The sequence below is a fragment of the Aliisedimentitalea sp. MJ-SS2 genome (assembly GCF_032586155.1).
Lineage (GTDB): Bacteria > Pseudomonadota > Alphaproteobacteria > Rhodobacterales > Rhodobacteraceae > JAWHTC01.
Window position 1 is genome coordinate 238,832 of record NZ_JAWHTC010000003.1, and the last position, 21,480, is coordinate 260,311.

Sequence of the window (21,480 nt, forward strand, 5' to 3'; positions counted from 1 at the left end):
CATTTGTGGAATATGTTGGCGGTCGTCGCTTGCCTGTCGGTCGTGGCGGGGTTTGCCGGGGCGTTGCACCCTGCCGGTGACAGTCTTGCGGTGTTCCAGCTGCCCCTGAGCGTCGTGGCCGCCATTGCGGTGATCTGGACCGGCTGGAGCAGGTGGCTGCGCTGGCCATTGGCCTTGGCCCTGACCGGTTTGATCGGATTCCACGTTGCAAGCGGTATCAAGCCCGCCGACGCCTCCGAAACGGGATACGCGCTCTATCAGAAGAACCTGCTGTTTGTTGCCGGTGACAGATCGTCGCTTGTGGCGGACATCCGGGCCAGTGGCGCAACGCTGGTGACCCTGCAAGAGGTCACGCGGCGCAATCGCGCAGTTCTGGACAACCTGAAAGCGGATTTCCCGGCGCAGCATTTCTGCCCCTTTGCCCGGGTGGGGGGCGTTGCGGTGCTGTCGCGCCTGCCGAAAGTGCCCGGCAGCGAACGCTGTGCCGAGCGTGACGGTTTGGCGGCGATGCAGGTTGAGGGACCTGACGGGCCGGTCTGGGTGGTGTCGCTGCATCTGCACTGGCCCTGGCCTTATGGTCAGACCGACCACGTCGCGCGCCTGGAGCCGGTGTTGCGGGGGCTGGAGGGGCCGATGCTGATTGGTGGCGATTTCAACGCCGTCGCCTGGAGCCATGCGGTGTCGCGCATCGAAGCGGTCAGCGGGACTCGTCGCTTAGGACATCATCTGGTGACGTTTCAATTGCCGCGGTTGGGCATGTGGATCGGGATCGACCACGTTCTGAGCAACCTGCCGGGTGGAGCCAGGACCGAAACCCGTGCGGCGCTGGGCTCGGATCATTTTGGCGTTCTGGCGCGGTTCGATATGTGAGTGGGCGCGAGACCGCGCAAACCACTAAGGGACAGCAGATTTTGGCAGAGATTTCCGAAGGGTTCTGTGAAAGTGAACGTGCCTTGGTGGCTCGGCACTACTGTTAAGCGCGCGCATTGGGATGCGACCGGGGGCGGCTGGATGTAATCGACACCACCCCCCGGGCGAAGGCGCTATCTGAGCACAAGGGCTTCAGGCCCACGGGCGAACAGCATCTGGGGCCGCTGCGATGGCTGTTCGGGTTCCGCTCGGCGCTGCAGATGGAGCGGGGGATTTAGAGTGAGATTTCCAGTGTGGTATTACACAGCTCGTCACCAAGTAGAGCCCGAGCGGTGTCAAGGCCCTAGGGTCGCCGCGAGGTCATCAGACCTCCCGCGCGGGCTGGTAATTTTTTGAGAGCAAGGCGCCGTGTGACGGTCGCGCGGATTTCTCTGGAGTAATCCGCTTCCAAAAGGAGCCGGGTCAACACCCGGCAGTCTGGTGATCTCGCGGTTTGTTTTGGAGATCGATCAAAACAGCGACACCTTCAGGATGATTTCAGTCGAACGTTCCGGCGACCCGACCGAGCAGCATGAAAGCACGCGAGGTGCGGGTGTCGGCCAGCTCGGTGATCTCGGGATCCGAGGCGGCCTCGCAGAACTCGGTGAACATCTGGTCGAACTTGCGCAGGAAATGGTGCACCGCGTCGCGAAAGATCGAATCCTGGCGCATCCGGCCGGCGGCCAGCGCCAGGGAAGAGCGGTCGCGCACGCCACCAAGAGCGGCCACCGGGCGGCCGCGTTCCCCGGCGGCGAATTTTCGCCAGATCTCGGGGCGAGCCATGTCCGGGCGCAGGTCGTCCATGTAGATGCCGTCCTGGCTGAGCAGGGTCAGAACGTCCTGGCTGGCTCGGATCAGCTGGCTGGCATGGCGGTCCTTGAGCGCCTTGCGCAGGGCGCTGAAGCCTTCCACGTCCTCGGCGGTTTCCGGGAAGTTCATCGCCCGGATGAAATCGGCTCGTGACAGGCGCGGGGCCATGTCCTCGGCCCGTGTACCCAGCGGCAGATCGACCTGTTCTTCGGCGCTCGGCGGCGGTGGGGTGGGTTCAACCGGGTGAATGGTGCCGTCATCGCGTGAACTGTGGAACGTGGCCAGAGCGGTTTCGGTTTTGCGCTGGGCGGCGGCGATCTCGTCCAGTTTCTGGGCCACGCTGTTGTCCATCACCGCACCGCGACCCTGGCTTTGGGCGACATAGGCCTGGCGGATGGCGTCGATGGCGCCTTGCAGGCGTTGGCTTTCCTCGCGCATGACCTTGGAGGCGCGTGCGGCGGTGGCCGCGACCCAGATCATCGCCACCGGCATGAAGATTGCCAGCATGGTCATGATGAATTGCAATCGGCTGGCGGTGCTGCCCGTCTCGGCGTCGGGTGCCGGTTCGGTCGGGCCCAGCGTCAGGAAGAAGACCGCCGCCCCGATCAGCCACAGCACCGACAGCACCAGCGCAATCACCTCGATGGAGGTGATATAGGGCTGGTTGTGGCGGTCATAGATGCCAAGCGGCGTTGGCCGGCTGTCAGATGGATCGGTCATTGCGGGCCCCTCTCAAGGCGCATCAGACATATACGATCTTGAGCACTTCGTAGCCGCGCTCGCCCCCCGGCGTGCGCACTTCGACGCTGTCGCCTTCGTCCTTGCCGATCAGGGCACGGGCGATGGGAGATTTGATGTTGAGAAGACCCTTTTCGATATTGGCCTCGTGTTCGCCGACGATCTGCCAGGTCTTTTCCTCGTCAGTGTCTTCATCCACCAGTGTTACCGTGGCGCCGAACTTGATCGTGCCCGACAGCGAGGTCGGGTCGATCACTTCGGCCAGGCCGAGTACGCCTTCGAGATCCTTGATCCGGCCTTCGATGAAACCCTGCTTTTCGCGGGCCGAGTGGTATTCGGCGTTTTCCGACAGGTCGCCATGTTCGCGTGCCTCGGCAATCGCCTTGATGATGGCGGGGCGCTCGACCGATTTGAGCTGTTTCAGTTCGGCTTCCAGCGCGGTGGCACCCGCGCGGGTCATAGGGATCTTGTCCATTGGCACAGGCTCCGTCTTTGCTGCTCGGCCATTGTCATTCGTTACGCTGCACGCGGGTCGTGCAAGAGTTGCCTTACTTTGTCCTCAAGGCAGGCCGCATTGCAATAGGTCAAAGCGGAGCCGCAGGCAATGGGCGTGTTTCGGCGGGATCGGGTTATTCGACAGGGCAGCCGGTGCCGCCGATGCCGTCGTCATCCTCGTCACAGGGCGTGGGCATGGCCTTGCGTTCGGTGGTCTCGGGTGGGGCGGCGAGAACCGGCTCGGCCATGGGTTCGCCCAGATCCTGCGGCGGGGTACAGCCGCTCAGCGTCAGGAGCCCCAGCGCCGCCAACACCAGCAAGGAGCGGGGTGTTATATGTGTCAGTCGTTGCATCATTCGTCGTCGCCCTGCGTGGAATAGACATATCCGCCGGCGCGGAATCGTGCCGTGGCGCCCGTCGGGGCGGTGGCCTTCATCGCGCTGGCCTCGCGGCTGAGCTCTTCGAGAAGCATCATCTGACCAGCATGAAACCGGTCAGCAAGGATTTCAATCTGTTCCGGCGTCAACCCGCCATAATGCACCGCGCGTTCAAAATGCGCTGGATCTCGCCCGAGCACGTTGTCGGTGGCCGCGCAGAGGTGATCTCCGACATTGTCGGCGAGATAGGCCATCTGCGCCTGAACATCGCCCAGCGGCACATAGGCGGTTTCGATCAACTGGACGCTATCGTCAGCGCTGATCCGGACCGTACCTGCGGCCTCGAGTGCATCGAGAAAGGTTCGCGGGTGCACATCCTGCCGGATGGCGCGGGCGAGGCTGTCAAAGGAGGGCGCGTCTCCGGAGCGGGGCAGGGGTAGCGGGGTGCCGCCGGGGGCATATGTCTTGTCCGTCTGCCAAAGCGCCACTAGCCGCGTCAGGGGATTGGGCTTGCGCGGTTTGGATTTGAATTCCTTGAGCCGGGCGATGTCGCGGCGTTGCAGTCCGGTCATCACCGAGAGCCGCGAATCCGTGGGTTTGCCCTCGGCCAGTTGCATCGCCGCGCGGACATAATGACCCTTGAGGCGCTCCATCAGGTCGGAAAACACCACGCCACGTGCCACGGCAAGGCGGGCAAGGGGGGCGAGGATTTGATCAAGCACTCCGGTCATGATGTGCAATCTGCACATTTTTCTTGACAAAGGCAAGCAAGAATGAAAAATGTGTAAAAACCACATTTTGGAGAATTGACATGAAAACATTACCGAGATTGCTGTCGCTAAGCGCCGTTACTGCTCTACTGATAGGGTGCGAGGCCGGGCCTTATGGGGACGTCGCGGTGAAGCCGAGCCATGCCGCGCCGGTGATGACCGAGACGTCCGAACCCATGGCCTCCAAGGCGAGGATATCGCCGGTTGTTCACCCGATGCCACATCCGGGGCCGAAACCCCGGCGCGGGGTGGTGACGGCCGGAGATATTGATGACGGGCTGAACCTTGCGGCGTTCCTGCGCTATCAGAAACGGATGGCCGGGCGCACCGGATTGGCAAGCGTAGTTACAGGCAAGCCGGTGCATCTTCAGCTTGTCAATGCGTCGGGGCAATCTGCCCCCGGGGTGGCAGTGAACCTGCGCAAACCCGGTGCGAAGGAGCCGTTCTATTCCGGCTATTCCGGTGTCGATGGTCGGGTCTTGGTTTTTCCTGCGGTTCACGGCGCGGGCGCTCCGACGCGGGTCGAAATCGGTATCATTGACGAGAAACAGGCACAGTTGCGCCAGACCGTGCGCGCGGGGGTTCATGAGCAGATCGCCATTAGCGCAAAAGGTGGTTGGTCACCGCAATTCCTTGATCTTGCCTTCGTGATCGACGTCTCGGGCAGTATGGGCGACGAGATCGCCTGGTTGGAGCGCGAGTTTGCGGGTCTCGTGAGTCACGCGCGCGAGGCCGCACCGGGGATCAGCCTGCGCTTTGGCCTTGTGGCTTATCAATCGCCAGGGGATTTTCCGCCTGTGCGCAGTTTCGGTTTCACCACGGATGCGACGGAGATGCAGCGATGGATCGGCAGCCTGCGGGCGACCGGTGGTCTTGGCGGCGACGAATTGGTCGGGGCCGGGATGGAAGCTGCGGTTGAGCTGAACTGGCGCCGGGGGCGCGGCGAGCGGTTGATCTTCCAGATCGGCGACGAACCGCCCAGCAAGGCAGGGGCACGCCGCCTCGCGCGTGCGGCCCGGGATGCGGCGCGCAAGAATGTCCAGATATTCGGGCTTGGCGCCAGCGGGGCAGAGGAAGAGTTCGAACTGTTGCTGCGGCAGGCGGCGGTGCAGACCGGCGGCCGATACCTGTTTTTGACCGATGATAGTGGCGTCGGCCTGCCCCATGGCGAGCCGAACGTGGCGTGCTATCGGGTGACGCTGCTCAAATCCCTGCTCAAGCGGGTGCTCGCCTCGGAACTGACCGGGGTGCGCAAGGAAGCCTCGAAAGGCGAGGTCATTCGCAGCGTTGGCACCTACAGGGACGGGGTTTGCCTGCAATAATCGGGCTTCCTTGCCGGGAACTGCCGCTTTTACGTCGCGGGATGATTGACGCAGTGCAGCATGACCATGTAATCCGGTGCGCAACATTATTGCCCATATGATGAAGCACGGGCGGATTAGGGGATGAAGCACATGTCGGAAATCGAACGCGAAGCGATGGAATATGATGTGGTGATCGTAGGCGCGGGCCCGGCGGGCCTGTCGGCAGCGATCCGTCTCAAGCAGCTGGATGCGGACCTGCAGGTCGTGGTGCTGGAGAAGGGTTCCGAAGTTGGGGCGCATATTCTTTCGGGTGCTGTGCTGGACACTTGCGGGCTGGACGAGTTGATCCCTGATTGGCGGGACAAGGGCGCACCGATCAAGACCAAGGTGAAGAAAGACAATTTCTACATGCTGGGCCAATCCGGGGAAATCCGTATTCCCAACTGGCCGATGCCGCCGCTGATGAACAACCATGGCAAATACATCGTGTCGATGGCAAATGTCTGCCGCTGGATGGCCGAACAGGCCGAGGAACTGGGGGTCGAGATTTTCCCGGGCATGGCGTGTTCGGACCTGGTGTTTGATGGTGATCGGGTCAAGGGCGTTGTTGCAGGCGTCTTTGGGCTTGAACCCGACGGGTCAATCGGGGAAGGCACCGAACCGGGCATGGAGTTGCATGGCAAATACGTGTTCCTGTCCGAAGGCGTGCGCGGGTCTCTGGCCAAGGAAGTGATCGCCAAATACGACCTTTCCAAGGGCAAGGAGCCGCAGAAGTTCGGCATTGGAATGAAGGAAATCTGGGAGATTGATCCCGACAAGCACTGCGAAGGCACAGTGACCCATACCATGGGCTGGCCTTTGGGGGGCAATGCCGGGGGCGGATCATTCATCTATCACCTGGAAAACAATCAGGTTTATGTCGGTTTCGTCGTGCACCTGAACTACAAGAACCCGCACCTGTTCCCCTATATGGAATTCCAGCGGTTCAAGCATCACCCGATGGTGGCCGAGTTGCTGAAAGGCGGCAAGCGCGTGGCCTATGGTGCCCGGGCGATCAGCGAAGGCGGATACCAGTCGATGCCCAAGATGGTGGCACCCGGTGTTGCGCTGCTTGGCTGTTCGGTGGGCATGGTCAATGTGCCGCGCATCAAGGGCAACCATAACGCCATGTTGTCGGGCAAGGCCGCGGCCGAAGCCGCCTATGAAGCTATCCAGGCAGGCCGCGAAGGTGACGAGCTGAGCGCCTACGAAGATGAGGTGCGTGGTGGTGCCATCGGCAAGGACCTCAAGAAAGTCCGCAACGTCAAGCCGATGTGGTCGAAATGGGGGATGCTGCCTTCGCTCGCTCTGGGCGGACTGGATATGTGGACTAACACGCTGGGCTTTTCGCTGTTTGGCACGATGAAGCACGGCAAGACCGATGCCGCGTCGACCGAACCGGCCGATAAGCACAAGGTAATCGACTATCCCAAGCCTGACGGTAAGCTGAGCTTCGATCGACTGACCAATGTCAGCTTTTCCTTTACCAACCACGAGGAAAGCCAGCCCTGCCATTTGCAGCTGGCCGATGCGTCGGTGCCGATGTCGGTCAACATGCCGAAGTTCGACGAACCGGCGCAGCGCTATTGCCCGGCGGGGGTTTACGAGGTTGTCGATGGCGAGTTCGTCGTCAACTTCCAGAACTGCGTGCATTGCAAGACCTGCGACATCAAGGACCCCAGCCAGAACATCACCTGGGTGACGCCGCAGGGCGGCGACGGGCCGAATTACCCGAACATGTGATCATTTTTAAATTCGATGTAACGGGCAGGGCTTTTCAAAGGCGCTGCCCGTTTGTCTTTGAAGGCGCGAAAAACCGCGATCCGCACCAAGCCGCATTGCGTTTACGGCCTGTTACGCTAGTTTGTGCTTTGATGAGGCGCAAACACAGCAGGTCCAACGCATGAAACCCCTTAAATCTCTCGCCCTGGTGGCGCTCGTGATGCAGCTGGGCAGTGCGCCTGCGGTGGCCGAAGGGCTGGCCGGGGCCTATCTGGCTGGACGGCAGGCCCGGTTTGCCGGGGATTTCCAGGCGGCGGCGGATTACTACACGGTGGCGCTGGCGCGGGACCCGTCGAACCCGTCGCTGATGGAGGCGACCGTGGTGTCGTTCCTGTCGCTGGGCCGGATTGATCGCGCCCTGCCGGTAGCCACGGTGATGGAAGAGCAGGGGTTGAAAAGTCAGCTCAGCCACATGGTTCTGCTGGCGGACGAGGCCTGGAACGGGCGCTATGACGACCTGCTGGAACGGATCGCGGACAAGCGTGCCATCGGTGATCTGGTCGACGGGCTGATCGCAGGCTGGTCGCATCTGGGCAAGGGCGCGATGAGCGACGCGATCGACCAGTTCGACGCGGCCGCGGATGAACCCGGCCAACGCGGTTTTGCATTTTACCACAAAGCCTTAGCGCTTGCCATGGTGGGCGATTTTGAGAGCGCCGAAGAGATTCTTGGTGCCCAGGGACCGGGCGCGGCTGTGCAGACCAGGCGCGGGGTGATCGCGCGCCTGCAGGTGCTGAGCCAACTTGATCAGAATGCCAAGGCGCTCGAAGTGCTGGAGCACAGTTTCGGCACATCGCTTGATCCGGAACTGGCCCAGATCCGTGATGCGCTGACCGCAGGTGAAACCCTGGACTTCACCATCGTGACCTCGGTGCGCGACGGGATTTCCGAGGTGCTCTATTCGATTGCCGGGGCTTTGCGTGGCGAGGCGCGAGGCCATGACACGATCCTGTTTGCCCGGTTGGCGGAGTATCTGCGCCCGGGCCATATCGACGCGATTCTGCTCAGCGCCGAGATCCTCGATGACATGGAGCAATTCGACCTCGCGACCGAGGCCTATCGCAAGGTGCCGCGCGACGATCCGGCCTTCCATGCCGCAGAGCTGGGCCGGGCCGAGGCGCTGCGCAAGGCCGACAAGCCCGATGCGGCGATCGAGGTGCTGGAACAGCTGGCCGAGACCCATGGCGACCTGCCGGTTGTGCACAATACCCTGGGCGACCTGATGCGCACGCTGGAGCGTTACGAAGACGCGATTGGCTCCTATGACCGGGCACTGGCGCTATATGGCAAAACGGAGGACAGCCAGTGGTTCGTGTATTATGCCCGGGGCATCTGTCACGAACGCACGGGAGACTGGCCCCAGGCCGAGGCCGACTTCCGCAAGGCGCTGGAAATCGACCCGGACCGGCCCGAGGTGTTGAACTATTTGGGCTATTCCCTGGTTGAGAAAAGCGACAAGCTGGACGAGGCGCTCGAGCTGATCGAGCGGGCCGTCGCGGCGCGGCCCGACAGCGGCTATATCGTCGACAGCCTGGGTTGGGCCTTGTACCGACTGGGCCGCTATGACGAGGCGGTGGGGCACATGGAGCGCGCCGCCGAACTGATGTCGATCGACCCGATCGTCAATGACCATTTGGGTGATGTGTATTGGGCCGTCGGGCGCTATCGCGAGGCAGAGTTCCAGTGGAAACGCGCACTGAGTTTTGTCGATCATGGCGATGCCGCCGAAGATGCCAACCCGGATCGCATTCGTCGCAAGCTTGAGGTCGGGCTCGACAAGGTGCTGGCCGAGGAAGGGGCCGCGCCCCTGAAGGTTGCGGGCGACGATGGCTGAGGCCGAGGGGTCGGGATTTGCGCCCGGGTTCGCGCCGGCAAAAATCAATCTGACATTGCATGTGACCGGGCAACGGGCAGATGGGCTGCACCTGCTGGACAGTCTTGTCGCGTTTGCCGATGTCGGCGATCGGCTGAAGGCGCGGGTGGCCGAGCGATCCTCGCTGCTTGTCGTGGGGGCGATGGCGGAGGGTGTGCCGGTTGATGAGAGTAACCTCGTGCTCAAGGCGGCGGAATGGATGGGCGTTCCGGCGGCGTTTACCCTGGACAAGCGATTGCCGGCGGCGGCGGGGATTGGCGGCGGGTCGTCGGATGCAGCTGCGGCGCTGCGCCTGTTGGCAGGGCTGAAGGGGCGAGACCTGCCGAACGGCACCGAGGTGCTGGGCGCGGATGTGCCAGTCTGTATGGTGCCAAGGGCGATGCGGATGCGCGGGATTGGCGAGGTGCTCGGGCCGGTGGATTTGCCGCCCTTGCCCGCCGTTCTGGTCAATCCCGGCGTGGCGGTGCCCACGGGCGGGGTCTTTGCCGGGCTGGCCCGCAAGGACAACCCACCGATGCCACAGAACCTGCCGCAGTTTGCCGGACCGGTTGAGGCCGCGGGCTGGATTGCGCAGCGGCGCAACGATCTGGAAGCGCCCGCAATTGCGCTGGAGCCGGTGATCGGTGAGTTGCTGGCACTGTTGGCGACGTTGCCGGGGGTGCTGCTGGCGCGGATGTCGGGGTCGGGAGCAACCTGTTTTGCCCTTTTTGTTTCGGATGAGGCCGCGCGGGCAGCGGCGGCGCAGATACGCGATGAGAACCCGGGGTTCTGGTGCGAAACGGCGACGCTGAGGTGACGCCGCCGGTTATGGCCAAGAGCGGACACCGGCAAACAATGCCTGCGTGGATCAAGACACACCGCGTAATCTTCCGCCGGTGCGGCGTGGCGCCTCTTGCAGGCGCGGCGCATCACGCTAATCTAAGCACCAGCAAAAGGAAGCTTACGCCATGCCCAAGCTGATCCGCATGTATATCATCAACGTCGCCATCGGGTTCGCCATCGCGGCGGGTTTCGTGGCAATGCTGCTCTACTTCAACATCGCCAACCTGTGGCACCTGGTCAGCAGTTCGGACAAGGGGTGGCTCGCGGTGTTGATCCTGTGGATTTCAAACGGGATCATCTTTGCTGGCGTGCAGTTCGGCATCGCGGTAATGCGGATGAAGGATGATGATGACGACGACGGCCCGGGCGGCGGATTGCGCGAGCGGGTGATGCCGCCGGTGCGCGAACCGGTGCTGGTGCGGGTAGCGGCGCACAAGCCACGCCCCTAATTGGCGGGCCAACACATCTTTTGTTTCAGAGAAGTAGCGGCGGAACCACCCGGACCGTAGGGTTATCTCATTCCCGAGGACCTGTATATACAGGTGGGTGCCAGGTAACCGGGCCACGACCCGGACAGAGCCAGCTCCCTCGGAATTGCTTAAGGCCACCGGAATGCAACCGTATTACGAGAGGGGCAGAACCGCCAAGGATCAGATAAGCACAAGAGCCCGGCGGGACAAGTCACATTTCCAAGTTTTGCATTTGTGACAGGAACCCGTGCCAACCCTTGTCGAGTGCCATGATCAGGCCGAAACCCTCTTGTGACTGAGGCAGGCCAGAATGTTCCAGTGTCAGACGGGTGCCGCCGGGGGCGTCTTCAAGCGTCCATTCGACCGTGCTCATCGCACCGTTCATCGGGCCGACGGTGAAGTCCCAACGCATGTAATCCGGCGCGCGCATCTCGGTGACGGTTCCCCAGCACATGCGATCGCCGTCCTTTTGACTGATCAGGGTGTAGTCGGCACCATTCTGCAAGTCGGCTTTGGCGGGATGGAACCACTGGCCGAGGAGGTCGGCCTGGGTCAGATAATCCCAGACAGTGCCGCGGTTGGCGGCGATGTGGATGGATTTGCGGATCGTCGTGTCAGTCATTGTCAAATTCCCTGTTTTCTATGGTGGTTTTCAGATCGGACAGGCGGTCGGTCCAGAACTGGTCGAAGTAGGTCAGCCAGTCGCGCACCGGCTCCATGCCTTCGGGGCGCAGCGCGTTATAGGTTTCGCGGCCCTGGCGCCGGACGGTGATCAGCGCGCCATCCTCGAGCACGTTGAGGTGTTTCTTGATCGCGGCCCGGGTCATATCGAACCGGTCGGAAACCTGAGCCACGGTCATTTCTCCGCTGCCCAGAAGGCAGAGAATGTCGCGTCGTGTCGGATCGGACAGGGCGCGGAAGGCGGATTGTGGTGTCATGGTTTTCCTCGTCACGATACCAAAAGGTTTCATTTATATATGATACCAAAAGGTATTATGTCAAGAGGTCTGCCACTTTCCACCCCTTGAAAGATGTTCATCTTTTGTTCATGATTGAGGGATGGACGATGTGACCCAACCACAAATGCAACCCGGCCAGTTACTGGCGCGCGGAGTTTGCCGCCATCTGGCCAGCCACGATTTTGTTGCGGTCGAGGAATTCGTGCCAGAGCGCGGCAAACGGGTCGACGTGATGGCAATGGGGCCAAAAGGTGAGATCTGGGTGATCGAGTGCAAATCGAGCCGAGTGGATTTTACCTCGGACTGTAAGTGGGATGGCTATCTGGAATGGTGCGACCGGTATTTCTGGGCAGTGGACACCGAGTTTCCGACCGAGCTGCTGCCGAATGAGACCGGGCTGATCATTGCAGATGCCTACAACGCCGAGATTATCCGCATGGGCCCCGAGGACAAGCTGGCCCCGGCGCGGCGCAAGGCGCTGACCCTGCGCTTTGCCCGCCACGCGGCGCGGAGGTTACAGGGGTTACGTGATCCGCGGGTGTAGGCGAGCACAAATTTAGCGAATACTCGGCGTACGCGCTGTTACTTGCGGGCGCGGGCGGCCTTTGCGGCGGCCTTGATCTCGTCGGCGATTTCCTCGGCCTCTTCGGGATCGAAGTCCATCGGGATCTCGAACTGGCCGGCGTCGATGAAAATCCGCACCATACCCTGATCGGTCGGGCCGATCTGCATGTTTGCGGTGATGTCGCTTTCGTCGTTGATGCCCATGGTCCGGCCCTCCTGATACTGGAGAGGGCCTAACGATTTCGAGCTTGTGATGCAAGACGCTGGCCGCCATCCTGCATCTATGAGCGAGATGATCCTGAGAGACCTGCAAATTGGCGATGCCGGGTGGCTGATCGAGCAGCATGCGAAGCTCTATGCGCGTGAAGAGGGGTTCGATCATACGTTCGAGGCGCTGGTGGCGGAGATTCTGGCCGGGTTCATCCGCGATCATGACCCTGCCTGCGAACGCGGCTGGATCGCCGAACAAGACGGGCAGCGGTTTGGCTCGATATTCTGCGTGCGGGTGGATGCGGACACGGCCAAGCTGCGCCTGTTTCTGACCGTGCCGGAGGCCCGGGGAAGGGGCGTGGGCAAGCAGTTGTTGGCAGAGTGCATGGGCTACGCCCGCGAAAACGGGTACAAGCGGATGCAGCTTTGGACCCATGAAAGCCACCGCGCGGCCTGTGCACTCTACACTGCCGCCGGCTGGGAATGCGTTTCGTCCAAGCCGGTTCATTCCTTTGGTGTCGATCTGATCGAGCAAAGCTGGGAAATCACGCTTTAAACCTCTTGCATTCGGCGCGCTGGAAAGCTAAATCGCGCTTCAGTGCCGCCTTAGCTCAGTTGGTTAGAGCGCTGGATTGTGGATCCAGAGGTCCCCTGTTCAAGCCAGGGAGGCGGTACCACTTCTCTCTACGATCATTACTTTGGATGTGGCTGGCTTTGCTGTGGTTGCTATAGGTGCAGAATGGTCTCAAGCGGCCCTTAAAACACCCCTCCCCACCTCTTCCTGTTGCCAGAAATATCCCGGGGGGTCTGGGGGGCAGCGCCCCCCAGCCGGTCGGATTGCGAAGCAATTCGAAAACCTGCTCCAGGCCTAAATCGGTCGTCCGGCCTGACTTCTAATGTTTCAATCGCAGTTCGGCGGCGCGGGCATGGCCTTCCATGCCTTCCATCCGGCTGATCCGGGCGGTGCGAACCGCCAGTTCATGCGAGGCCTCGCCCGTGCAGCGTTGCCAGGTCACGGTTTTGGTGAATTTATGCACCGAGAGCCCGCCGGTATAGCGGGCCGCGCCCGAAGTGGGCAGGACATGGTTGGGGCCGGCGGTCTTGTCGCCGAAGGACACGGTGGTGTCCGCGCCAAGAAAGAGCGAGCCGTAGGAGGTAAGGCGGGAAAGCCACCAGTCGAGGTTCTCGGCCTGCACTTGCAGATGTTCGGGGGCATAGCTGTCCGAAACCTGCGCGGCCTCCTCGGCGCTGTCGCAGAGGACCACTTCGGCCCGTTCGGCCCACGAGGCGCGGGCGACCGAGGCATTGGGTTCGGGCAGGGCGTCGATCAAGGCGCCTGCGCGGGCCATCACGCCGTCGGCGAGCGCTTGGTCGGTGGTGACAAGCCAGACCGGGCTGTCGGCGCCGTGTTCGGCCTGGCTCACCAGGTCCCAGGCGACGGTTTCAACGTCGGCGGTGTGATCGGCGATCACCAGCGAATCCGTCGGCCCGGCGAACATGTCGATGCCGATGGGGCCGAAAAGCATGCGCTTGGCTTCGGCCACGTAGCTATTGCCGGGGCCGACCAGGATGTCGGCCGGACGTGCGCCGAACAGGCCCTGGGCCATTGCGGCGATGCCCTGCACGCCCCCGAGGTTGAGGATCAGGTCGGCACCCGCAAGGTCCATGGCATAGATGATCGCATCAGGGATGCCGGTATCGGGGCGAGTGGGCGAAACGGCAGTGATATGGGGCACGCCCGCGACCTTGGCGGTGGTGATGGTCATCAGCGCACTGGCAATATGGCTGTAACGTCCACCGGGGACGTAGCAACCGGCAGATGACACGGGGATCTGTTTCTGCCCCGCGATCAGGCCGGGGATGACCTCGATCTCGCAATCTGAGATCGTGGCCTTCTGGGCCTCGGCAAAGCGGAGGATATTGGCGTGGGCGAACCGGATGTCGTCCTTCAGGTCTTGCGGGACCCGGTCGCAGGCGGCGTGGCGCTCAGCATCGGAAAGGGCAATGTCGCCGGTCCAACCATCAAGCCGCTCTGCATAACGTTTCACCGCGTCTTCACCCTCACTTGCGATATTTGTGAGCATGATCTCTACGGTGTCGCGGATGTCGCTGTTCTCGGACGCGGGGCGGGGGGCCGCTTGTTTGAGGTAGGTAATCGCCATTGGGATCTCGAAATGTCAGGGGCGGGTATGCCCGGTGTGAAACAGTTGCGGGGTCAGCCCTTTATCCGGGAAAACGCCGGGTCGTAGGGAGACGGGGAAATAACCGTGGCAACAATCAGGTCGCCACAGAGATTAAGCTGCATGGTTTGGTCGGGCTCTGCAAGGGCGGGCTCGACAAAGGCATATGCGAGGTTCTTGTCCACCCGGTGGCCCCAGTCGCCCGAGGTGATCGTGCCGACAACCCTGTCGCCTTGCATGAGCGAAGCCCCGCCATGGGCCGGGGCGCCGGTGGTGTTGATCTCAAGGGTGACGAATTGTTTTCGCGGGCCGTTTTCGCGGCGCTTGATCAGCGCGTCGCGACCGATGAAATCGGGCTTGTCGAGCTTGACGAAGCGGTCGAGGCCGGTCTCGAACGGGTCGAACTCGGTCAACAGGTCGGCTTTCCAGTGCAGGAAGCCCTTTTCCATCCGCATTGAGTCCACCGCGCGGGCACCGAAGAGTTTGAGGCCGTGGGGATTCCCGGCCTCGCGCAGGGCGAGATAGGCGGCGTAGAGCGAGGCATTCGGGACGTGGATTTCATAGGCCAGCTCGCCCGAGAAGCTGACCGCCATGACGGTGGCCGGGGCGAAACCGATGAAACATTCACGGACGGAAAGCCACGGGAACGCTTCGGCGGACCAGTCGCCGCGAGCGCAGGAGGCGAGCACGTCGCGGGCCTTGGGACCTGCGAGGACGAGGATGGTCTGCTCATTGGTAAGCGAACGGATTTGCACGTCTTCATCGTCGCGCAGGTGCTGGGTCAGCCAATCCATGTCGTGAAATTCGCTGGCGGCTGCCGAGCCGTACCAGATTCGGTCGGGGCCGCGGTCCGAGGCGGGGAGGTTGGCGAAGGTAGCCTCGGATTTGATCATGCCGTGGTGGTTCAGGAGATAGCCGAGACCGACACGGTTCGGGCGTTTCGTAACGTTGCCGCAGAACATGCGGTCGAGGAATGTATGGGCATCGGTGCCTGTGATCTGGAAGCGGTTGAAGCCGCTGACCTCGCAGAGGCCGACATTGGTTTGGACGTTGTGCACTTCCGCCGCGATGACGTCGAAGGCCTCGTCGAAATTAAAGCTGAGGGAAGGGTGAAATTCGGGCGTGGGCTTGATGTAGTCGACCCGCTCCCAACCGTTGACCAGGGCGAACTCGGCGCCCTCCGCGGCCATGATAGGCGTAAGGGGTGTGGTTTTTGCCGGGCGACCCGCGGGGCGGTGTTCGTGGGGGAAGTGGAAGCGGAATTCGTTCTGGTAGTCCTCGATCGCCTTCAATGAGGTCAGTTCCACGTTGGCGTGGCCGGTGAAGCGGCGCGGGTCGATGCACCAGGTGTCATAGCAAGCTTCGCCGTGCACGATCTGTTGCGCCAGAAGCCAGCCGTGGCCGCCGCCTTCGCCAAGGCCAGCCCGCAGACCGATGATGCAAAACGCATTGCGTTTGCCGGGAATCGGGCCGACCAGCGGGGCACCGTCGATGGTGTAGGTGATGGGGCCGTTGACGATGGCGCGGATGCCGGTTTCTTCGAGCGCGGGCATACGCTCAAACGCCCCGGCGAGGACGTCCATGACACGATCGAGATCGTCGGGGCAGAGCGCGTTGACGAAATTCGGGTCGATCCCGTCCATGCCCCACGGTTTGCAGTCCTGTTCATAGAACCCGACCAGCAGTCCGCCTTTTTCCTGGCGGCTGTAATAATCCGAGATCGGGCAGCGGAGCAGGGGCATGCGGTGGCCTGCCTTGGCAATGCCGGGGATGTCCTCGGTCAGGAAATACTGATGCTCCATGCTGGCGACAGGGTGGTGCACGCCCATCATCGCACCGACTTCGTTCACCCGATAGCCGCCAGCATTGACGACGATGTCACAGTCGATATCGCCTTTTTCGGTGTGCACGGTCCAGGTGTCGTCTTTGTGCTGGGTCAGCGCCGTGACCGGCGTATTGCGATAGACCTCGGCTCCGGCCTTGCGGGCGTGGAAGGCCAGCGCCTGGCAGAGCTGCGCCGGGTCGATATCGCCATCGAGCGGATCCCATAACCCACCCAGCAGATTGGTGGTGGAAATCAGAGGGTGGCGGCGGGCGCATTCCTGCGCATCGATGATTTCAAACTCGACCCCCATTCCACGCGCCATCGAGGCGAAGTGGCGATAGCCCTGCATCTGTGCCTCGGTGTTGGCAAGGCGGATGCCGCCATCGGCGTGGTGATAGTTGATCGGGTACTCGGGGTTTTCCGAGAGGTCCTTGTAGAGTTTGATCGAGTGGGTTTTGAGGCCGACCATGGTCTGGTTCATGCCGAAATTTGTCACCTGCGCAGCGGAATGCCAGGTGGTACCCGAGGTCAGCTCGTTGCGTTCCACCAGGATCACGTCGCTCCAACCCTCCTGCGTCAGGTGGTAGAGCGTTGAACACCCGGCGATGCCGCCGCCGATAACCACAACCTTGGTGCGCGATTTCATGCCTGACCTCTTGTTCGGTGAGTTGCCGGGATTTTGAGGGGCAGGAGGCGGGGTTTGGCAATTCGGATGTGAGTGATCGCAAATAATCGAAACAGGTTTCCGAAAATTTCACATATGTAGTGGAATGTTTGCCTCGGGCCAGTCCTGGATCGTTGAATTTTGCAGTGAAAGAAGGATCTGGAATGGATGCTGATCGGGGCAAACGTGGCGGGCGCAGGGCACGCTTGGCGCAGCGCGCGGCGGGGCCAGCTTTCGACCCGTGTCCGCCGGGGCAGGTGGGCGGGCAGTACCGGCCCCTGACCGGGGACGAGTTGAACCGAATTTACGGCGCCGCGCTGGAGTTGCTCGAACGGCTGGGCATGGGCGAGGTACCCGAGCGATTGCGCGATGACCTGCTGGCCGTGGGATGCAGGGACAGTGGCGAAGGACGTGTGTTGATTCCGCCAAGGCTGGTGGAGCAGGCAATTGACCAGGCGGCCAAGAGCTTCATCCTGCACGGGCGCGATCCGGCGCGGTCGATCAAGGTGGGCGGCAACCAGGTCTATTTTGGCACCGGCGGCGCAGCGGTGCAGACGCTGGACATCGACAGCGGACTCTATCGACCCTCGACCCTGGCTGACCTGCATGATTTCACCCGGTTGCAGGACGCGTTGCGCAATGTAAGTTGGTTCACCCGCTGTTGCGTGGCGACCGACGTAGTTGACCCGTTTGATCTAGATGTGAACACGGCCTATGCGCTCATTCGCAACACCACGAAACCAGTGGCGACGGCGTTCACACTTGCGGATCACGTGGCGCCCATTGTCGAGATGCTGGACATTGCCGCCGGGGGGGCGGGAGAATTTGACAAGCGCCCCTTCCTCAAGGCCCATATCAGCCCGGTGATTTCACCGATGCGCTTTGGCGCTGACGCGGTCGAGGTGGTGTATGAATGCATCCGCCACAATATCCCGATGTCCTGCATCACCGCGGCACAGGCCGGGGCGACGGCACCAGCGACGCTGGCCGGGTTCCTGGCACAATCTCTGGCCGAAACCTTGGCGAGCCTGGTGATGATTCACGCGGTCCAGCCCGGCTTCCCGATGGTGTTTTCCAACTGGCCGCTGGTCATCGACCTACGCAGCGGCGCGTTTGCCGGGGGTGGTGGGGAAACGGCGCTCCTGAACGCGGCCTCGGCGCAATTGTCGAACTGGCTGGGCCTGCCGTCTGGGGTGGCAGCCTCAATGAGTGATGCCAAGGCGATTGATGCGCAATACGGGGTGGAAAAGGGGATAACATCGCTGGCGGCTGCGCTGGCGGGGGGGAACCTGATCTATGAAAGCTCGGGGATGACGGCCGCCCTCTTGGGAGCAAGTTTCGAAGGTTTCGTGCTTGATGACGAGATGCATGCGCAGAACTTTCGGGTGCTCAGGGGTATTGAGGTGAGCGATGAAACACTGGGGGTCGAGGCGATTTGCCGGTCGGTACGAGGCGACGGGCATTTCCTGGGATCGCCCGAGACCCATGCGGCGATGGAACGGGATTACTTCTATCCCAGCCTGGCAGATCGGCAAGAACCGGGGCGCTGGGCCGAAAACGGTGCCGAGGATGCATGGCGCCGGGCCCGCAGGCGGGCGCGCTCCATCCTGGCAGAGCATCGCCCGGCATATCTCAACCCGGAGCAGGAGCGCGATATTCGGGCGCGGTTTACGATCCTTTAGTTGGAACGTGAGCAACGCGGCCGCTTGATACTTTGCGGGCGGGCTGGCCTTGCGTTGACTTTCGAATTGCTTCGCAATCCGACCGACTGGGGGGCCAGCCCCCCAGACCCCCCGGGATATTTTCGGCAAAAGGAAGAGTTGGACTGGATCGTGCATTTTTTGCTTCGGGCCAAAACCCGATCGGCGTACAATATCCGACCGTACCACCTGCTGCAGGCCCCGTATCGGCTCAGCTCAATCCTGCTCTTGTGGCGGGACCAGGACGAAATTGCCGAAATGGGTTTTCTCGAGGAACTCGGCCTGTGCTCGTGCAATATCCTTTAATGCAAAGACCTTGGCCAACAACGGCCGGATTTCACCGCGCTCGATATAGCCGACCAGATCGGGAAAGACCGGTGCATCCCAGGCGGTGCAGCCAATCAGCGTGATGTCCTTGAGATACATGTCGCGCATGTCCAGTTCGACAATCGGCCCGGCAATCGCGCCGCTCGACACGTAACGCCCGCCGCGCTTTAGAACCTTCAGCATCACAGGAAATCCCGGCCCGGCGACATTGTCGACCACCACGTCGACGCAGTTTTCTCCCAGGATCTCAACCGGGTCTTGACCGCGTTCGATGATGACATCCGCACCGAGGGCCCGCACCTGCTCCATCTTGGCCTTGCCGGTCACCGCCGCCACCCTGGCACCGCGCCGTTTCGCCAGTTGCACGGTGGCAGAGCCGACCCCGCCCGATGCGCCGGTGACAAGCACCAAGTCGCCTGCCCCGACACCGGCGCGGTGCAGCATGTTCTCGGACGTGCCATAGGCGCAGGGGATCGTTGCCAGCTCCTCATCGCTCCAGTCGCAGTCGACCGCGAAGACCTCGCTTGCGGGCACTTTGACATATTCCGCAAAGGCCCCGTCGAAATCCGAGGCCATCCAGATATTGTCCATCACATCATAACCATTGGGCCGCATGCAGGCCCGCACCAGCACACGTTTGCCCGTCAATGCAGGCTCAACCCCATCGCCCGCACCCACCACGCGGCCACAGCAATCGGTTCCCTGGATCAGCGGAAAGGGCGTCGCCTCGTTCCAGCCGCCATCGGCCTTGTGCTCGGCCTCTTCTGCCTGGCTCACGGCTGTCGCGCTGGTGTCGGTCGTGACGCTTGACGAATACCACCCCAGCCGGGTGTTGATCTCGGTATTGTTGACCCCGGCCGCTAATACCCGCAACAGGACCTCGCCCGGGCCGGGTGCCGGTACCGGAACGGGCCGGTAATCCAGCTTGTCATAACCGCCATTGCCGGTGGTGACGACGGCCATCATCGTGTCGCCGGGGGAATTGCCAGTCTGATCGTTCATGGGGTCTCTGCCGCTATTAGGGATTATGCACAACGCGAAAGCATCCTAACCGGTACCGGTGGATGCGAACACAGTTATTGCGTCAACCCGCCGGGTCGCACGCGTCAGGGAACTGAGTCTTCCGTGCCACCATTGCGTGTGTCATCCACGCCGCCGCTTGCGCGATTCTACCCGCGCGGGTAGACAGTTGTAAAACAGCGTGACCAAAAGCACGCAAGGCGGCAGACAGGCAAAATGCGAGAGCAGGACATCATCCAATCGGTGGCGCCGTTCTTTGAAGAGATCGAGCGGCTCGGCTATGAGGTCGAGGCGACGTCAGATTTCGAAAAGATCATGCGGCTTGTGCCCCAGACGGGGCGCAAGAAGGCCACGCCGATGATGTCGATTCAGCGCAACGATTTCACCGAAGAAACCGCGTTCTGGCTGTTCCTGTTCAAGGACGGGCAGGTCGTTGGCGGGATCGGAGCGAAATATGAACCGCTGGGCCGGGAAAGCTTTGCTTCCTATCTGTGCCGCACCTCACGTACGCAATATGACCGTGACGATAACCCCATCGCCGAGGTGGCAGAACCGGCGACAGAAATGATCGGCGGCAACATCGTCTATATCGGCGAGTTGGAGTTTGCCCGTGAACACCGCGGCAATCTCAAGCTGCTCGAGGCCTTCATGCGGGTACATCAGGGGCTTTGTGCCGTGAAATGGCGCAACCTCGACTGGATCTATGCCATCGTACCCGAGGAGCATCAGCGGTTTTCGTGGCTATACGGGTTCATGGTGTCGATACCCGGGGTTCTGCGCTGGCGCGAACCCGTGCCCGACGGAAGGTTGAATTCACATGTTCTGCTGGCGACGGATGGTCGCTACCTGCGTTATGTTCTGGTCAATGCTTGCCGACGTCTGAAAGAAAAACGCCTTAAAGCGGCTGCGCGAAAACAAGGGTGAACTCGGAGCCGTCCATCGTCGTGACCGGCGCCATGATGCGGCGGTACTCGATGTCGTATTTCGAGCTGTCGACCTTGCCCTGCAGGCGGATGTCCTCGACCTGGTATTGCTGAGTTTTCTGAACACGCAGGTGTGACGCGATCGAATTGTCGATGACCGTGCGGCCCAGTTGACCGATCTTGGGGGTGTATTCGCCAAGGTCGCTGATGTCGAAACACTTGGCCACAAGGCTGGAGGCACCGATGTGATGCGGGCGCATGATGTTGTCGTTCGGATCGTACTTGTGAAACAGGTCGACGCGCTCGCGCAGGGCATCGAAATCGGTCAGCCGCCCGCCATTGCGGTGCAGCCAGTTCAGAACATCGTCACAGATGATGTCGGTGCCGTTTCGGCGCATCTCGGTCTGAACGTCACGCAACGCTTGGGAATAAGCCGCCGCGGCACGCTTGTGCAACGTGTCCGACACGTCGATGGCCGCGACCCCGATCTCGGCCCGGTCGCGACGGAACACTTCCAGCGAAACGCCCGCGGCGCTGGTCAGCCGTTCGACGGTGGAAAAGGGAATTTCACGTTCATGGGCGATCTGCGCATGCAGGGTCGTGTATTTCAGCCCGGCCGCGTCGCAGGCCGGTTTCAATCCGTTGAAATATTGCTCGCAAAATCTGGTGACGAGCTTGCCCAATTCATTCATACCGATTCTCCCAATTCACATGTGTAG

The 21,480-nt window shown here is 61.7% G+C and carries 21 protein-coding genes and 1 tRNA gene; 11 read left to right on the forward strand and 11 right to left on the reverse strand.

Translation table 11 applies throughout. From position 1 onward, the window contains the following. The first annotated feature begins 12 nt into the window (after window positions 1–12). The gene (locus tag RXV86_RS13720; RefSeq protein ID WP_316300785.1) at window positions 13–870 is read left to right on the forward strand and encodes an endonuclease/exonuclease/phosphatase family protein; all 858 of its coding nucleotides are present in this window, start codon (window positions 13–15) and stop codon (window positions 868–870) included. 537 nt (window positions 871–1,407) lie between these two features. Here the strand turns inward: RXV86_RS13720 and RXV86_RS13725 are convergent. The 4 genes from RXV86_RS13725 to RXV86_RS13740 all read right to left on the reverse strand — a co-directional run bounded on the left by RXV86_RS13725 (window position 1,408) and on the right by RXV86_RS13740 (window position 4,060). Next, window positions 1,408–2,439 carry a hypothetical protein gene (locus RXV86_RS13725; protein ID WP_316300787.1) on the reverse strand — a complete coding sequence of 344 codons (1,032 nt, stop codon included), beginning with the start codon at window positions 2,437–2,439 and terminating at the stop codon, window positions 1,408–1,410. Between the two features lie 22 nt (window positions 2,440–2,461). Then, on the reverse strand, window positions 2,462–2,932 hold the full coding sequence (gene greA, locus RXV86_RS13730) for a transcription elongation factor GreA (RefSeq protein ID WP_316300790.1): 471 nt from the start codon (window positions 2,930–2,932) through the stop codon (window positions 2,462–2,464). 154 nt (window positions 2,933–3,086) lie between these two features. Continuing rightward, window positions 3,087–3,305, reverse strand: coding sequence for a hypothetical protein (locus RXV86_RS13735; protein ID WP_316300792.1), 219 nt, complete (start codon window positions 3,303–3,305; stop codon window positions 3,087–3,089). Next, on the reverse strand, window positions 3,305–4,060 hold the full coding sequence (locus RXV86_RS13740; protein ID WP_316300794.1) for a DUF6502 family protein: 756 nt from the start codon (window positions 4,058–4,060) through the stop codon (window positions 3,305–3,307). The genes RXV86_RS13735 and RXV86_RS13740 overlap by 1 nt, the downstream gene beginning before the upstream one ends. 80 nt (window positions 4,061–4,140) lie before the next feature. Between RXV86_RS13740 and RXV86_RS13745 the strand changes: the two genes are divergently transcribed. From RXV86_RS13745 to RXV86_RS13765, 5 genes are all read left to right on the forward strand, one after another. Further along, a complete protein-coding gene (locus RXV86_RS13745) occupies window positions 4,141–5,421 on the forward strand; it encodes a VWA domain-containing protein (RefSeq protein ID WP_316300796.1) in 1,281 nt (426 codons plus the stop codon). A gap of 132 nt (window positions 5,422–5,553) precedes the next feature. After that, window positions 5,554–7,185: an electron transfer flavoprotein-ubiquinone oxidoreductase gene (locus tag RXV86_RS13750; protein ID WP_316300798.1), complete on the forward strand. Its 1,632-nt coding sequence runs from the start codon at window positions 5,554–5,556 to the stop codon at window positions 7,183–7,185. A 160-nt stretch (window positions 7,186–7,345) separates the two neighbouring features. Continuing rightward, window positions 7,346–9,058 (forward strand): tetratricopeptide repeat protein, encoded by a 1,713-nt coding sequence (locus RXV86_RS13755; protein WP_316300801.1) that lies wholly within the window; start codon window positions 7,346–7,348, stop codon window positions 9,056–9,058. After that, on the forward strand, window positions 9,051–9,893 hold the full coding sequence (locus RXV86_RS13760; protein ID WP_316300803.1) for a 4-(cytidine 5'-diphospho)-2-C-methyl-D-erythritol kinase: 843 nt from the start codon (window positions 9,051–9,053) through the stop codon (window positions 9,891–9,893). Before RXV86_RS13755 ends, RXV86_RS13760 begins: the two co-directional genes overlap by 8 nt. Before the next feature lie 151 nt (window positions 9,894–10,044). Next, window positions 10,045–10,368, forward strand: a complete 324-nt coding sequence (locus RXV86_RS13765) for a hypothetical protein (protein WP_316300805.1) — start codon at window positions 10,045–10,047, stop codon at window positions 10,366–10,368. 232 nt (window positions 10,369–10,600) lie between these two features. On the opposite strand, the gene RXV86_RS13770 is transcribed toward RXV86_RS13765, so the two are convergent. Together RXV86_RS13770 and RXV86_RS13775 are read right to left on the reverse strand one after the other, a co-directional pair. Next, window positions 10,601–11,011: an SRPBCC domain-containing protein gene (locus tag RXV86_RS13770; RefSeq protein WP_316300807.1), complete on the reverse strand. Its 411-nt coding sequence runs from the start codon at window positions 11,009–11,011 to the stop codon at window positions 10,601–10,603. Continuing rightward, window positions 11,004–11,360 carry a metalloregulator ArsR/SmtB family transcription factor gene (locus RXV86_RS13775; RefSeq protein WP_316300810.1) on the reverse strand — a complete coding sequence of 119 codons (357 nt, stop codon included), beginning with the start codon at window positions 11,358–11,360 and terminating at the stop codon, window positions 11,004–11,006. The genes RXV86_RS13770 and RXV86_RS13775 overlap by 8 nt, the downstream gene beginning before the upstream one ends. A gap of 88 nt (window positions 11,361–11,448) precedes the next feature. Between RXV86_RS13775 and RXV86_RS13780 the strand changes: the two genes are divergently transcribed. Further along, a complete protein-coding gene (locus RXV86_RS13780) occupies window positions 11,449–11,892 on the forward strand; it encodes an MmcB family DNA repair protein (RefSeq protein WP_316300812.1) in 444 nt (147 codons plus the stop codon). Between the two features lie 38 nt (window positions 11,893–11,930). On the opposite strand, the gene RXV86_RS13785 is transcribed toward RXV86_RS13780, so the two are convergent. Beyond that, a complete protein-coding gene (locus tag RXV86_RS13785) occupies window positions 11,931–12,116 on the reverse strand; it encodes a DUF6324 family protein (protein ID WP_316300814.1) in 186 nt (61 codons plus the stop codon). A gap of 79 nt (window positions 12,117–12,195) precedes the next feature. On the opposite strand from RXV86_RS13785, the gene RXV86_RS13790 reads away from it, so the two are divergent. Together RXV86_RS13790 and RXV86_RS13795 are read left to right on the forward strand one after the other, a co-directional pair. Then, complete coding sequence (locus RXV86_RS13790; RefSeq protein WP_316300816.1) at window positions 12,196–12,678, forward strand: GNAT family N-acetyltransferase; 483 nt, start codon at window positions 12,196–12,198, stop codon at window positions 12,676–12,678. Window positions 12,679–12,722: 44 nt separating this feature from the next. Beyond that, window positions 12,723–12,799 (forward strand) — tRNA-His (locus RXV86_RS13795). Window positions 12,800–13,015: 216 nt separating this feature from the next. Here RXV86_RS13795 and hisD read toward each other — a convergent pair. Next, window positions 13,016–14,284, reverse strand: a complete 1,269-nt coding sequence (gene hisD, locus RXV86_RS13800; RefSeq protein WP_316300818.1) for a histidinol dehydrogenase — start codon at window positions 14,282–14,284, stop codon at window positions 13,016–13,018. A 53-nt stretch (window positions 14,285–14,337) separates the two neighbouring features. Continuing rightward, window positions 14,338–16,773, reverse strand: coding sequence for an FAD-dependent oxidoreductase (locus RXV86_RS13805; protein WP_316300820.1), 2,436 nt, complete (start codon window positions 16,771–16,773; stop codon window positions 14,338–14,340). Between the two features lie 182 nt (window positions 16,774–16,955). Between RXV86_RS13805 and RXV86_RS13810 the strand changes: the two genes are divergently transcribed. After that, window positions 16,956–18,473 carry a trimethylamine methyltransferase family protein gene (locus RXV86_RS13810; protein ID WP_316300821.1) on the forward strand — a complete coding sequence of 506 codons (1,518 nt, stop codon included), beginning with the start codon at window positions 16,956–16,958 and terminating at the stop codon, window positions 18,471–18,473. 234 nt (window positions 18,474–18,707) lie between these two features. On the opposite strand, the gene RXV86_RS13815 is transcribed toward RXV86_RS13810, so the two are convergent. Then, window positions 18,708–19,820, reverse strand: a complete 1,113-nt coding sequence (locus tag RXV86_RS13815; RefSeq protein ID WP_316300823.1) for an alcohol dehydrogenase family protein — start codon at window positions 19,818–19,820, stop codon at window positions 18,708–18,710. A gap of 234 nt (window positions 19,821–20,054) precedes the next feature. Here RXV86_RS13815 and RXV86_RS13820 point away from each other — a divergent pair, with 234 nt between their 5' ends. After that, window positions 20,055–20,762, forward strand: a complete 708-nt coding sequence (locus RXV86_RS13820; protein WP_316300825.1) for a hypothetical protein — start codon at window positions 20,055–20,057, stop codon at window positions 20,760–20,762. On the opposite strand, the gene RXV86_RS13825 is transcribed toward RXV86_RS13820, so the two are convergent. Beyond that, window positions 20,734–21,453, reverse strand: coding sequence for a hypothetical protein (locus tag RXV86_RS13825; protein ID WP_316300827.1), 720 nt, complete (start codon window positions 21,451–21,453; stop codon window positions 20,734–20,736). The two genes, RXV86_RS13820 and RXV86_RS13825, sit on opposite strands and share 29 nt — an antisense overlap. Window positions 21,454–21,480: the final 27 nt, after the last annotated feature.

Coding starts and splice junctions, on each gene's coding strand:
- RXV86_RS13735 (WP_316300792.1), bottom strand. CDS start 3,305: ATGCAACGACTGACACATATAACACCCCGCTCCTTGCTGGTGTTGGCG.
- RXV86_RS13765 (WP_316300805.1), top strand. CDS start 10,045: ATGCCCAAGCTGATCCGCATGTATATCATCAACGTCGCCATCGGGTTC.
- RXV86_RS13760 (WP_316300803.1), top strand. CDS start 9,051: ATGGCTGAGGCCGAGGGGTCGGGATTTGCGCCCGGGTTCGCGCCGGCA.
- greA (WP_316300790.1), bottom strand. CDS start 2,932: ATGGACAAGATCCCTATGACCCGCGCGGGTGCCACCGCGCTGGAAGCC.
- RXV86_RS13815 (WP_316300823.1), bottom strand. CDS start 19,820: ATGAACGATCAGACTGGCAATTCCCCCGGCGACACGATGATGGCCGTC.
- RXV86_RS13790 (WP_316300816.1), top strand. CDS start 12,196: ATGAGCGAGATGATCCTGAGAGACCTGCAAATTGGCGATGCCGGGTGG.
- hisD (WP_316300818.1), bottom strand. CDS start 14,284: ATGGCGATTACCTACCTCAAACAAGCGGCCCCCCGCCCCGCGTCCGAG.
- RXV86_RS13805 (WP_316300820.1), bottom strand. CDS start 16,773: ATGAAATCGCGCACCAAGGTTGTGGTTATCGGCGGCGGCATCGCCGGG.
- RXV86_RS13820 (WP_316300825.1), top strand. CDS start 20,055: ATGCGAGAGCAGGACATCATCCAATCGGTGGCGCCGTTCTTTGAAGAG.
- RXV86_RS13780 (WP_316300812.1), top strand. CDS start 11,449: ATGGACGATGTGACCCAACCACAAATGCAACCCGGCCAGTTACTGGCG.
- RXV86_RS13775 (WP_316300810.1), bottom strand. CDS start 11,360: ATGAAACCTTTTGGTATCGTGACGAGGAAAACCATGACACCACAATCC.
- RXV86_RS13750 (WP_316300798.1), top strand. CDS start 5,554: ATGTCGGAAATCGAACGCGAAGCGATGGAATATGATGTGGTGATCGTA.
- RXV86_RS13745 (WP_316300796.1), top strand. CDS start 4,141: ATGAAAACATTACCGAGATTGCTGTCGCTAAGCGCCGTTACTGCTCTA.
- RXV86_RS13720 (WP_316300785.1), top strand. CDS start 13: ATGTTGGCGGTCGTCGCTTGCCTGTCGGTCGTGGCGGGGTTTGCCGGG.
- RXV86_RS13755 (WP_316300801.1), top strand. CDS start 7,346: ATGAAACCCCTTAAATCTCTCGCCCTGGTGGCGCTCGTGATGCAGCTG.
- RXV86_RS13770 (WP_316300807.1), bottom strand. CDS start 11,011: ATGACTGACACGACGATCCGCAAATCCATCCACATCGCCGCCAACCGC.
- RXV86_RS13725 (WP_316300787.1), bottom strand. CDS start 2,439: ATGACCGATCCATCTGACAGCCGGCCAACGCCGCTTGGCATCTATGAC.
- RXV86_RS13740 (WP_316300794.1), bottom strand. CDS start 4,060: ATGACCGGAGTGCTTGATCAAATCCTCGCCCCCCTTGCCCGCCTTGCC.
- RXV86_RS13825 (WP_316300827.1), bottom strand. CDS start 21,453: ATGAATGAATTGGGCAAGCTCGTCACCAGATTTTGCGAGCAATATTTC.
- RXV86_RS13810 (WP_316300821.1), top strand. CDS start 16,956: ATGGATGCTGATCGGGGCAAACGTGGCGGGCGCAGGGCACGCTTGGCG.
- RXV86_RS13785 (WP_316300814.1), bottom strand. CDS start 12,116: ATGGGCATCAACGACGAAAGCGACATCACCGCAAACATGCAGATCGGC.